Origin of the sequence: Paraburkholderia heleia NBRC 101817, assembly GCF_000739775.1 — a bacterium.
Classification (GTDB): Bacteria; Pseudomonadota; Gammaproteobacteria; order Burkholderiales; family Burkholderiaceae; genus Paraburkholderia; species Paraburkholderia heleia.
Genome location: NZ_BBJH01000003.1, coordinates 283,902 through 295,476 on the forward strand (window position 1 = coordinate 283,902; position 11,575 = coordinate 295,476).

General features: G+C 65.0%; 10 protein-coding genes. 9 read left to right on the forward strand and 1 reads right to left on the reverse strand.

What is annotated here, in order from left to right; translation table 11 throughout:
• The first annotated feature begins 219 nt into the window (after window positions 1-219).
• Together BHE01S_RS38915 and BHE01S_RS38920 are read left to right on the forward strand one after the other, a co-directional pair.
• On the forward strand, window positions 220-522 hold the full coding sequence (locus BHE01S_RS38915; protein WP_245639626.1) for an MmgE/PrpD family protein: 303 nt from the start codon (window positions 220-222) through the stop codon (window positions 520-522).
• Window positions 519-893: an MmgE/PrpD family protein gene (locus tag BHE01S_RS38920; protein WP_042260474.1), complete on the forward strand. Its 375-nt coding sequence runs from the start codon at window positions 519-521 to the stop codon at window positions 891-893. The genes BHE01S_RS38915 and BHE01S_RS38920 overlap by 4 nt, the downstream gene beginning before the upstream one ends.
• Here BHE01S_RS38920 and BHE01S_RS03215 read toward each other — a convergent pair.
• Window positions 871-1,614, reverse strand: a complete 744-nt coding sequence (locus BHE01S_RS03215) for an IclR family transcriptional regulator (protein ID WP_042260476.1) — start codon at window positions 1,612-1,614, stop codon at window positions 871-873. The genes BHE01S_RS38920 and BHE01S_RS03215 overlap by 23 nt on opposite strands.
• A 159-nt stretch (window positions 1,615-1,773) precedes the next feature.
• Here BHE01S_RS03215 and BHE01S_RS03220 point away from each other — a divergent pair, with 159 nt between their 5' ends.
• From BHE01S_RS03220 to BHE01S_RS03250, 7 genes are all read left to right on the forward strand, one after another.
• Complete coding sequence (locus tag BHE01S_RS03220) at window positions 1,774-2,829, forward strand: extracellular solute-binding protein (protein WP_042260478.1); 1,056 nt, start codon at window positions 1,774-1,776, stop codon at window positions 2,827-2,829.
• Window positions 2,830-2,890: 61 nt separating this feature from the next.
• Window positions 2,891-4,930 carry a hydantoinase/oxoprolinase family protein gene (locus BHE01S_RS03225; RefSeq protein WP_042260479.1) on the forward strand — a complete coding sequence of 680 codons (2,040 nt, stop codon included), beginning with the start codon at window positions 2,891-2,893 and terminating at the stop codon, window positions 4,928-4,930.
• A 30-nt stretch (window positions 4,931-4,960) separates the two neighbouring features.
• Window positions 4,961-6,970: a hydantoinase B/oxoprolinase family protein gene (locus tag BHE01S_RS03230; RefSeq protein WP_042260481.1), complete on the forward strand. Its 2,010-nt coding sequence runs from the start codon at window positions 4,961-4,963 to the stop codon at window positions 6,968-6,970.
• A 64-nt stretch (window positions 6,971-7,034) separates the two neighbouring features.
• Window positions 7,035-8,216: an ABC transporter ATP-binding protein gene (locus BHE01S_RS03235; protein WP_052405673.1), complete on the forward strand. Its 1,182-nt coding sequence runs from the start codon at window positions 7,035-7,037 to the stop codon at window positions 8,214-8,216.
• Complete coding sequence (locus tag BHE01S_RS03240; protein ID WP_042260483.1) at window positions 8,213-9,103, forward strand: ABC transporter permease; 891 nt, start codon at window positions 8,213-8,215, stop codon at window positions 9,101-9,103. The genes BHE01S_RS03235 and BHE01S_RS03240 overlap by 4 nt, the downstream gene beginning before the upstream one ends.
• Window positions 9,100-9,933, forward strand: coding sequence for an ABC transporter permease (locus BHE01S_RS03245; protein WP_084068515.1), 834 nt, complete (start codon window positions 9,100-9,102; stop codon window positions 9,931-9,933). The genes BHE01S_RS03240 and BHE01S_RS03245 overlap by 4 nt, the downstream gene beginning before the upstream one ends.
• 150 nt (window positions 9,934-10,083) lie before the next feature.
• Window positions 10,084-11,526, forward strand: coding sequence for an MFS transporter (locus BHE01S_RS03250; RefSeq protein ID WP_281177737.1), 1,443 nt, complete (start codon window positions 10,084-10,086; stop codon window positions 11,524-11,526).
• The last annotated feature ends 49 nt before the right edge of the window (window positions 11,527-11,575 follow it).

Here is an 11,575-nt window from a genome sequence, read left to right on the forward strand (position 1 = left end):
TTCGGACACCGGCCAGCGCGTTGATCACGCTATCGCGCCGTCGTGCCGGTCAATCGGAACGAGGAACCATGTCGGATCACCACGGCTTTGCCGGCCTCGCGCGCTGGCTGATCGCGCACCGCTTCGAAACCATTCCCGCCGACGCGCTGACGGCGGGCAAACAATGCGTGCTCGACGGCGTCGCATGCCTGCGGGCCGGACACGGTGCAACTGCGGGCGATGCTGCGCGCGCTGGCGCCGCATTCGGTTGCCGCCGAAGGCGCGATTCCGCTCGGCGGCGGCCTGCTCGACGCCGCGCTCGCCTGCGCGCACCAATCGTCGAAAAGCGGCCGCGATCTGCTGCACGCGATCGTCGTAGCTTACGAAGCGTCGCTGCGGATCGGCACGATGCTCTGCCCAGGCGAGGCCGCGCCGTCGAAGGACATCGGCTACGCGACCTGGCAGACCTTCGGCGCGTCGAATTCAAACCGTGGGCGTGTTGCCGATGGGCGCACCCCGCGCTCGAAGGCGCGCTGCAAATGAAGCCGCGCGTTCCGCTCGGGCAGATCGATGCGATCGAGGTGTATTCGTTCAAGGAATTCGTCGATACGCTCGACTCGCCCTTTCCGACCAATCTGATCGATGCGCAATTCAACGCCCGCTTTCTGATCGCGTCGGCCTTCGTCGCCGACGATCTCAACGACGCGCTGCGCGAACCCGATTTCGCATCACCGGCAATTCGCGCGCTGTTCGCGAAGATCCGCGTGCATCACGAACCGGCGTTCGACGTGCAGCACCGCGCCGACGGTTCCCGCCACGAAACGCTGCTCGCGGAGCCGCTCGGCTCGCATCGCCGCGCGCCGATATCGCCCGAGGCGACGCGCGCCAAGTTCAACCGACGCTCGCGCCGCTGATGTCGTTCGCGGCGTTGCGCACCGCGCGTCCCCATTCTTCGATCCGCTCCGGATCGAAGCGCGAACCCGGCATCGAGAAGCACACGCTCGCCACCGCGACGCCGTTGCCGTCGAACACCGGTGCGCCGATCGCGTAGATCTGGTGACGGTACTGGCCGAGATTCACGGAATAGCCGCGCTCGCGAATGCGCTCGAGCTCCTCGCGGATCAGCGCCGGATCGTTGATGGTGTTTTCGCCGTACTTCGGCAGCTCGCGCCCGAGGATCGCCTCGATCTGGCCGTCGTTCATGTGTGCGAGCACCGCAAGACCGTTGGCCGTCGCGTGGAACGGCGACACGTTGCCGATCGAATACGCGGTGCGCACGAACTGCTTGCACTCGGTTTCCTCGATCAGAACCATCGCCGTCGTGCCGTCCGGAATCGACAGATGAACGGTTTCGTTGACGAGGTCGCACAGGTCCTGCATCGGCTGGCGCGCGGCTTTCTGCAACGCACCACCCTTCAACGCAATGGGCCGTACACCGACCACCCGCGCGCCGATTTCCCAGCGCGTCACTTCGGTGCCGGCCTGGCGCAGCCAGCCCGCTTCCTGAAACGTCATCAGCACGCGCTGCACGCTCGATTTCGGCATCTTCAGCAGCTTCGACAGTTCGCTGACGCCGATCGGCTGATGCTGAGAGATCGTTTCGATGATCTCGATGCTCTTGAGAAGACTGTTCATTTTTGATCCCTTGCGATCAAAAGGCTTGCATGCTAATTTGTACCGTATAAAAGCACGGCGTGCCGTATTGTGGCACACAATCGAAGTCTGTGCAAAAGCGTGATTGCCGCGAATCCTTCATCACCGATTGTCGGGATCCTTCACCGAGCTGGGAGAACCATGGAGTTCATCGCCTCGAAAGTCCGTCGTCCGTCGACACTGCTTCTCACCAGCGCCCTCGCGCTCGCCTGCCTGGCGGTTTCGACGGCCGCGTTCAGCGCGGATCTCACCGTCACCGCGTTCGGCGGCACGTGGGAAAAGGCCTATCGCAAATGTTTCGTCGAGCCGTTCGAAAAGAAGACCGGGAAGACCGTCGACGTGACGCTCGGCAATCCGCTGCAATGGGTCAATCAGGTCGCAGCGAACCCCGCCAGGCCGCCGATCGACGTGATGGTGAGCACGCCGGAAGCGACGTATATCGCGATCGAGCGCAAGCTGCTCGATCCGGTCACCGTGAAGGACGTGCCGAATCTCGCGCAACTCGATCCGCGCCTCGTGCAGTACGGCCATGGTTACGGCTTTCCGATCACGTACGGCGATTTCGGCCTGATGTACAGCGTGAAGCGCGTGAAGCATCCGCCGAAGTCGTGGAAGGAGTTCGTCGACGGCGTGGTCGCGGGCAAATATCAGGCAGGCATCCCGGACATCAATTACGTTGCGACGCCAGCGGGCCTCATCACGCTTTTCAACCAGATCTACGGCGGCTCGCCGACCAACATCCAGCCGGCGCTCGATCAGGTCAAGCGCATGCGCGACAGCAAGAACGTCACGTTCTTCAGTGAGCCGAACGCGCCGCTGAACGCGATCCGCAACGGCGACATCGACATCGCGATGTACTACGACGGCCGCGCGTGGAGCGAACACGACTCCACCAATCCCGACATCGCGTGGATCAACCCGGCGCCCGGCTCGGTGGCGTTTCCGAACATGGCGGTAAAGGTGAAGAACGGCTCGCCGCTCGGCACGCAATTTCTCGACGAGCTCGCGTCGGCGCAAGGGCAGTCGTGCTTCGCCAACGCGATGCAGTACACCGCGTCGAACACCAGGGTCACCTACGACGCCAAGGTCAAACCGCGCATCGCCACCGTCGACAAATCGATCTGGGTGAATTTCGAGGACATCGGCAAGTACGTGCCGCAATGGATCGAGAGCTGGAACAAGCAGATCGGTCACTGAAAGGCGCAACGCGCACGCGCAGGCGCCGCATGGCAAATCCGGAGAAAGGCAGAGGAAGGCAATGGGCTTGAGAATTGGAGTCGACATCGGCGGATCGTTCACGGATTTCGCCGTGCTGGACGAGGCAACGCGCACCACGCGCACGCTGAAAGTCTTTTCGCGACCGGACTCGCCCGGCAGCGAAGTGATCGACGGGATGCAGGGACTGCGCGAGCGTTTCGGCATCGATCCGCACGACGTCGCGTATTTCACGCACGGCACCACGGTCGGCGTGAACGCGGTGGTGATGCGCAAGGGTCTGCGCCTCGCACTCATCACCACGCGTAATTTCGAGGACGTGCTCGACATTGCGCGCCTGAAGATTCCCGACATGTATCACCTGATGTCGCGCCGGCCCGAGCCGCTCATCACGCGCGATCGCGTGTTCGGCGTCGACGGCCGCATGCGTCCCGACGGCACCGAAGAAGCGCCGATCGACGAAGCCAGCGTGCTGGCCGCGCTCGCCGCGCTGCAGGCCGCGCAGTGCGAAGGCGTGGTGATCTCGCTGCTGCATTCGTATCGCAATCCGGTGCACGAACAGCAGGTCAAGGCGATCATCGAGAAAGCCGCACCGGGTTTCTTCGTGTCGTGCTCGCACGAAGTCTGGCCGATCATCCGCGAATACGAACGCACCGTGACCGCGACGATCGGCGGCTACGTGCAGCCGCGCGTGTCGGATTACCTGACGCGTCTGCAGGCCGCGCTCGCCGAAAGCGGCGTCGGCGCGGATCTCAAGGTGACTAAATCGAACGGCGGCGTGATGAGCGCCGAGAACGGCAAGAGCAACTGCGTGCAGATGATCCTGTCCGGCACCGCGGCGGGCGTGATCGGCGCGTCGTATCTGGCGGGCATGTGCAGGATCAAGGACTGCATGAGCCTCGACATCGGCGGCACCACGGCCGACGTCGCGCTGATCGTCGACGGCAAGCCGCAGTACGCGACCGGCGAATACATCGGCGACTTCCAGATCCACATTCCGTCGGTATCCGTATCGTCGATCGGCGACGGCGGCGGCTCGATTGCCTGGGTCGACGATTTCGGCGTACTGAAGGTCGGCCCGGAAAGCGCCGGCTCGAATCCGGGTCCGGTGTGCTATGGCCGCGGCGGCACGCGCCCGACCATCACCGACGCGTTCGCGGTGATCGGCGTGCTGGGCCGCGCATCGCTCGGCTACAACGCGGTGAAGGTCGACGTCGACGCCAGCCGCCGTGCGATCGAACCGCTCGCGCAACGCCTCGGCATGGAGGTTCACCAGACCGCTTCGGCGATCATCGAGGTCGCCGTGTCCGGCATGTACGGCGGCGTGAGCCGCATCGTGTCGCGCTTCGGCATCGATCCGCGCACCTTCTCGCTGATGCCGTTCGGCGGCGCGGGTCCGATGCTCGGCGGCTTCCTCGCGCGCGCGCTCAACATGAAGCATCTGATCGTGCCGACCACGCCGGGCGTGCTGAGCGCGCTGGGCGGTCTGATCGCCGATACGAAAAACGACTTCGTGCGCACCACGTATTACCCGCTCGACGCGGCCTCGCTCGACAAGCTGTCCGGCGATCTCGCTACGCTCGAGCAACAGGCGCGCGAGTGGATCGTCAAGGAAACCGGCTCGGACGCAGGCGCGGAAATGTCGGTTTCGGCCGACATGCGCTATCGCGGCCAGTCGTTCGAAGTCGATACTCCACTCGATCCGCAATCGATCCGCAACGGCGACATGGCGACCATCGCCGACGCCTTCCACCGCGAGCATCACCGTCTGTACGGACACAGCGACGCCGCATCGCCCGTGCAGGTGGTCGCGCTGCGTCTCGTGATCAGCCTGCCGACGCCGAAGCCGGAAATGCCGAAGATCGCGAGAGGCGAAGGCGCACCGAAGGTCGAGGCCATGATCGACGTCTATCTGGACGGCGAATGGCGCATCGTGCCGCTCTATCACCGCTCCGTGTTGCTGGCCGGTCACCGTTTCGACGGCCCCGCGATCATCGCGCAGGACGACACGACCACCTGCGTGCTGCCCGGCTGCGAAGCGGTCGTCGATGAATACGGCAACCTGCTGCTGTCGGCGCAATGAGCGCACACTGAACTCCGAAGGACCCAGACAATGACATTCAACCGATCCGTTCTGCAGATTTTCGCCAACTACTGCGTGGCGGCCGCGGAGAGCATGGCGCACACGCTGATGCGTACCGCGCACTCGGCCTTCGTCAAGGAAACCGAGGACTTCTCGTGCACGATCATGACGCCCGAGGGGCTCACGTTCGCGTCGCCGAAGACGCTCGGCGCGACCTGGTATCCGGGCCTCGACTTCGGCTCGGTGATCGAGGCAATCGATCACTACGAACCCGGCGACATCGGCATGACCAACGACGCGTACAGCGGCTATGTCGCCACGCACACGCCCGACGTCATGATGTGGAAGCCGGTGTTCTACGACGGCGAGATCGTCTGTTACGTCGGCGGCCACATCCATAACACCGACATGGGCGGCGCGGTGCCCGCCTCGCTGTCGCGCACGCTCACCGAGATCTATCAGGAAGGCATCCGCTGGGCGCCGACCAAGATCATGCGCAAAGGCGTGCTCGACGAAACGCTGCTCGATCACATGGCGATCAACGTGCGCGCCCCCGAGCAGAACCGCGGCGACCTGAAGGCGCAGATCGCCATGCTGATGACCGGCGAGCGGCGCGTGCTGGAGATCATCGAGCGCTTCGGCGTCGAGGGCTTCAAGGCCGGCATGTACGCGATGATCGATTACTCGGAAGAACAGGCGCGCGCCATCGTCGCCGCGATGCCGGACGGCGAGTACTTCTTTGCCGAATACGCCGACGAGGACTCGGTGAACGGCAAGCCGCTGCGCGTCGCGCTGAACCTGAAGGTCGAAGGCGAATCGCTGGTGCTCGATTTCACGGGCAGCGATCCGCAGCTCAACTCGTCGCTGAACATGCCGACCGGCGGCAAGGAGCGTCACGTGCTCGCGCTGGTCGGGCTGAACTATGTGCTCTATTCGCTGCATCCCGATCTGCTGCTCAACGCCGGCATGCTGAAGGTCGCGCGCTGCGTGCTGCCGGAAGGCACGATCATGAACTGCGTGCCGCCCGCCGCCGTCGGCATGCGCAGCCTCACCTGCAAGGTCGCGCAGAACGTCACCTTCGGCGCGTTCTCGATGGTCTGTCCGGAGCGGCTGCCCGCATGCCCGGCCGGCGGCATGTCGATTCTCAACGTGCGCACCGTCGACAGCGACGGCCGCACCGTGATCGCGGCGATCGGGCCGGTCGGCGGCGGCGCGGGCGGCATGATCAGCGCGGACGGCTCGGACGCGTCGGGCGCGAACGTCGCGTTCCTGCGCAACACGCCGGTCGAGATCAACGAAGCCGAAGTGCCGATCCGCATCCTCAAGTACGGCATGGTGCCGGGCAGCGCGGGCGCGGGCCGGCATCGCGGCGGTCTCGGCACCGTGATGGAGTTCCGCGTGTTCTCGCCGGGCACGCTGGTCACCGCGCGCAACCGCGACCGCTCGCGCTTCGCGTCGTGGGGCGTGCTGGGCGGCAAGGCGGGATCGAATTCGCGCTTCACGCGTAATCCGGGCACCGGGCACGAGGAAAACCTCGGCGTCACCGATCTGGTCGTCTGCGGCCCGGGCGACGTGATCCGTCTCGAAGGCTGCGGTGGCGGCGGTTACGGCAATCCGTACGAGCGCGATCCGCAGAGGGTCGCCACCGATGTAAAGCGTGGCTATCTGAGCGAAGCCGAAGCGCTGGCACAGTACGGGGTGGTGCTGAACGCCGGCGAAGTCGATGCGGCGGCAACCGCCGCGAAACGCACCGCGCTTGCCGCCGACGCGCCGAATGCGGCGGTCGAGCATTTCGACTACGGCGCGGCGCGCAGCAGTTACGAAGCGCGCTGGACCCGCGAGCGTTACGCGGTGCTCACCGAGATCCTCGCAGCCGCGCCGGTCGTCTGGCGTCACTTCCTCAAGCACAAGATCTTCGACGCGTTCGATGCATGGGAGGCCGACGGCCGGCTGCAACCGGGCGCTCAGGCGATCCACGAAATCTTCCGCGAGGTCGCGGCCAGGTATCCGCAGTTGATCGAAGTGCAGCGCGCGGCCTGACGCCCGCTCCGCCGCGTCGAGTCCCCACGTCAATTACGTCACTCACGTCACTCGAGGTGAAGCGATGTTGCAATCCGCCAACCCGCTCCCCGCAACTGCGGTGAACGCCGATGCGCCCGCCGTGCCGTCGCGCTCGCAGCCGTTGTCGCTCGACGGCATCAGCAAGCGTTTCGGCGCGATCACCGCGCTGGAACAGCTGTCGCTGGAAGTGCGCGCGGGCGAGCTGGTCGCGCTGCTCGGTCCGTCCGGTTGCGGCAAGACCACGACGCTGCGCCTCATCGCCGGATTCGAGTTCCCCGATACCGGCGCGATCCGGATCGCCGGACGCGACGTGACGAACCTGCCGCCGAACAAACGCGGGCTCGGCATGGTGTTCCAGAACTACAGCCTGTTTCCGCATCTGACGGTGGCGGAGAACATCGCGTTCGGGCTGCGCATGGCGGGTGTGCCGAAACGCGATCGCGGCGCGCAGGTCGCGCGCATGCTCGACATGATCCGCCTGCCTGCGTTCGGCGATCGACGCATCGCGCAAATGTCGGGCGGCCAGCAGCAGCGCGTCGCGCTGGCCCGCGCGATCGTCACGAATCCGTCGGTGCTGCTGCTCGACGAGCCGCTCGGCGCGCTCGACAAGAACCTGCGCGAGAACATGCAGTTCGAACTGAAGTCGCTGCAAAGCCGGCTCGGCATCACCAGCGTGATGGTCACGCACGATCAGGAAGAAGCGCTCACGATGAGCGATCGCGTCGTCGTGATGAACCACGGTCGCATCCTGCAGTCCGGCACACCGAACGAGGTCTACGACCGGCCGCGCACGCGCTTCGTCGCCGAATTTCTCGGCGCGGCCAACATCCTGCCGTTCTCGGTGCTGCGCGGCGAAGCGAACTGGCTCGAGGTGTCGATCGGCGAGCCGCGCAGCCCGGCGCCGGCGCGCTGCCGCGTCGCGCATGCGCTGCGCCGCCCGCTCGCGCCCGGCGCGACCGGCAAACTCGCGGTGCGCCCCGAGAAGCTGCGCCTCGCCGACGCGCGTCCCGACGACATCCGTTTCGACGGCGTGGTCGCCGCGCGCGTGTTCCGCGGATCGCAGCACGCCTATCGCATCGACGTGCCCGCGCTCGGCCAGACGCTCGGCGTCTATCAGCAAGCCGCCGCCGCCGCGCTCGAACCGGGTCACGCGGCCAGCGTCTTCGTCTGTCCCGACGATCTGGTCGTGCTCGAAGCCGAACCGCACGGCGCAGACGCGCGATGAGCTCACTGACCACACTGCCGCGCGCGACGCGGCGCCCGCGCCGGTGGATCTCGCCGTATCTCGTGCTGTGCGCGCCCGCGCTCGTCGTGCTGGCGATCTTCTTCGGCATGCCGCTGTATGAAAACGCGCTGCGCAGCGTCGGCATTTCGGCGATTCCGGGCGCGCACCCGGCGTTCACGCTCGCCTACTACCGCAAGCTTTTCACCGACCCGTACTACGTCGGCATCATGTTCGAGACGCTGAAGGTCAGCGTGCTGACGACCTTCTGGTGTCTGATCGCTGGCTATCCGGTCGCCTACTTCATGGTGCGGCGCGCGGGACGTCTCGCCGGCCCGCTGATGTTCGTGTTGATCATGCCGCTCCTCACGTCGATCATCATGCGCACGTTCGGCTGGAATGTCCTGCTCGCGCGCCACGGCCTGGTCAACGACGCGCTGCTCGCGCTCGGCGTCATCGACGCGCCGCTGCGCATGACCCAAAGCCCCGCGATCGTCTATCTCGGCAACGTCCACGTGATGGTGTCGTTCATGGTGCTGTCGATCATTCCGGTGCTGCGCTCGGTCGACCGGCGTCTCGAAGAATCCGCGCGCGTGCTCGGCGCGGGGGCATGGCGCGCGTTTTTCCTCGTCACGCTGCCGCTGTCGGTCGAAGGAATCGTCACCGGCTGCCTCATCGTGTTCATGATCGTCAACGGCAGCTTCATCGGCTCGCTGCTGCTCGGCGGCGGCACGGTCGTCACGCTGCCGCTGCTGATCTTCCAGCAGTTCAGCCAGTCGCAGGACATGGGACTCGCGAGCGCAATGGGCAATCTTCTGTTGATCGTCGTGCTGGTGTGTCTGTATGTGCAAGGCCGCTTCATCGGACGAAGCAAGGAGGCGCGCCCATGAGTCTGCCCGTCCAACAACCGTCGAGCGGCGGCTCGCGCGTCGCCAACCGGCTCGGCAACGGCGCCGCGACGCTGTATATCGCGCTGTTCGTCGTGTTCCTGCTCGCGCCGATCGTGATCGTCGTGCTAGCGTCGTTTACGCCGGGCGAATCGGTCGCCGTGCCGGTCGGCGGCGTGTCGTTGCGCTGGTACCGGCGCTTTCTCGAATACAAGCCGTTCACCGATTCGCTGATCACCAGTCTGGTCGTCGCGGGCGTCGCGACCGTGTTCGCGATCCTGCTGGCCGTGCCGGCCGCGCTCGGCCTCGCCCGCTCACGCTCGCGGCTGGCCAATGTCGCGTCGTCGTTCCTGCTGTCGCCGATCGCGGTGCCGCCGCTCGTCGTCGGTCTCTCGTCGCTGTACTACCTGTCGGAGCTCGGCATCAGTAATTCGTTCGTCGCGTTGCTGATCACACATACCTGCGTGTCGGTGCCGTATGTGCTGCGCACCACGATCGCGGCGTGCAGGAACCTCAATCCCGGTTATGGCGAGGCGGCATCGGTGCTCGGCGCGAGTGTCTGGCGGCGCTTCTGGCACGTGACCATGCCGCTGATCTCGCCGGGCATTTTCGCGGGCGCGCTGTTCTCGGTGCTGGTGTCGCTCGACAACCTCGGCGTGTCCTACTTCTTCGGCAGCGCCAACACCACGACGCTGCCTGTCGTGATGCTGTCGTACCTGCAGAACCAGTTCGATCCGTCGATTGCCGCGATCAGTACGGTGCAGATGCTGATCGCGATCGGATTCCTGCTGGCGGTGGAAAAAATTTATGGCTTGCGAACGATGAATCGCTAGATACGAAAGGTACCTGCCAGATCGACGAAGCGATCCGGAATCTCGAACGGTCACGAAAGCTGTAAACTGCATGTCCCCCAATGCACATTCAGCGGCGCGAATCGAAGATTTCGCGCGCCGGAGCGCAAACCAGCAAGGAAGATACTGCTCGTGACTGGCCGCTTCAGCTTCAACTGGAAGAACTTCGATCCTTCCTCGCCGGATTCCGCCGCTGTCGTCTCAACCCTCATCGTCGCGTGCGCCTTCTTCATGGAAGCCATAGACGCGAACATCATCGTCACGGCGCTGCCCGCCATGGCGCGCGGCTTCGGCAAAGATCCCGTCGCGCTGAAAATCGCCGTCACCAGCTATGTCGTCAGCCTCGGCGTGTTCATTCCGGTTTGCGGCTGGCTCGCCGATCGCTTCAGCGCGCGCGCCGTGTTCCGCACCGCCATCGGCATTTTTGTCGCCGGTTCGCTTATGTGCGCCGCAGCGCCGTCGCTGCATCTGTTCACGTTCGCGCGCTTCATACAAGGCGTCGGCGGCGCGTTGATGGTGCCGGTGGGCCGCATCATCGTCGTGCGGGCGGTGCCGAAGCACCAGTTCATTCGCGCAATGAACTATCTGAGCATCACCTGGGTCGTCGGCCCTATCCTCGCGCCGCTGCTCGGCGGATTTATCGCGACCTATCTGCACTGGCGGATGATGTTCCTCATCAACGTGCCTGTCGGCATTATGGGCATTTACCTGTCCGGGAACTACATCCCCAATACGAAGGAAGCGCATCCTGGCGCCTTCGACTGGGCCGGCTCGGTGCTCTCCGCGTCAGGCGCGACACTCGTGCTGCTGGGGCTGTCGCTGGTCGGCAGCGGCATCGTCGAGGACGTCACGGCTGGGGAGATGTTCATCGCTGGCGCGATCCTGCTCGCGATCTACGTGCTGCATGCGCGGCGGGCGGCGCATCCCGTGCTCGATCTGCGTTTCTTCGACATTCCGACCTTTCGCGCGAGCGTGCTCGGCGGATCGCTGTTCCGCATCGGATGCGGCGCGATACCGTTCCTGCTGCCGTTATCGCTTCAGGTCGGGCTGGGGAAATCGGCGTTCGAATCGGGGCTCATCACCTGCGCAACGGCTTTCGGCAGCCTGTTCATGCGACCGTTGATGTCGATGACGCTGCGCCGCTTCGGATTCCGGCAAGTCCTGCTTTACAACGCCGTGTTTTCGGCGCTCACCACGTCGCTCTGCGCATTCTTCACACCCGGATCTTCGACGCTGACGATCTGGCTCATCGTCCTCGTCGGCGGCTTCTTTTCCGCCCTGCAGTTCTCGAGCCTCAACTCGATGCTTTATGCGGATATTCCGGGCGCGAGCGTCGGCCGCGCCACGAGTCTCGGCAGCGTCGTACAGCAGGTGTCACTGGGGCTTGCGGTCGCGGTAAGCGGCATCGTGTTGCAGATTTCTCGTGCGCTCCATGGCCACACGCAAGTCGAAGCATCGGACTTCTGGCCCGCCTTTCTGATCGCCGGACTCTTTGCGCTCGGTTCAATCCCGCTGATCTACCGGCTGCCGGCGAATGCAGGCGATGAGATGGCGCGCGCAAAGGCGAAATCCTGAGCGCGCCTGGCCGCTCGACGATGCCGCCGCGCGCGAAATCGACATACGG

What these genes read in the sequence shown, in the direction of transcription:
- BHE01S_RS38915 (WP_245639626.1), top strand. Translation starts at nt 220, where the DNA reads ATGCTGCGCGCGCTGGCGCCGCATTCGGTTGCCGCCGAAGGCGCGATT.
- BHE01S_RS38920 (WP_042260474.1), top strand. Translation starts at nt 519, where the DNA reads ATGAAGCCGCGCGTTCCGCTCGGGCAGATCGATGCGATCGAGGTGTAT.
- BHE01S_RS03215 (WP_042260476.1), bottom strand. Translation starts at nt 1,614, where the DNA reads ATGAACAGTCTTCTCAAGAGCATCGAGATCATCGAAACGATCTCTCAG.
- BHE01S_RS03220 (WP_042260478.1), top strand. Translation starts at nt 1,774, where the DNA reads ATGGAGTTCATCGCCTCGAAAGTCCGTCGTCCGTCGACACTGCTTCTC.
- BHE01S_RS03225 (WP_042260479.1), top strand. Translation starts at nt 2,891, where the DNA reads ATGGGCTTGAGAATTGGAGTCGACATCGGCGGATCGTTCACGGATTTC.
- BHE01S_RS03230 (WP_042260481.1), top strand. Translation starts at nt 4,961, where the DNA reads ATGACATTCAACCGATCCGTTCTGCAGATTTTCGCCAACTACTGCGTG.
- BHE01S_RS03235 (WP_052405673.1), top strand. Translation starts at nt 7,035, where the DNA reads ATGTTGCAATCCGCCAACCCGCTCCCCGCAACTGCGGTGAACGCCGAT.
- BHE01S_RS03240 (WP_042260483.1), top strand. Translation starts at nt 8,213, where the DNA reads ATGAGCTCACTGACCACACTGCCGCGCGCGACGCGGCGCCCGCGCCGG.
- BHE01S_RS03245 (WP_084068515.1), top strand. Translation starts at nt 9,100, where the DNA reads ATGAGTCTGCCCGTCCAACAACCGTCGAGCGGCGGCTCGCGCGTCGCC.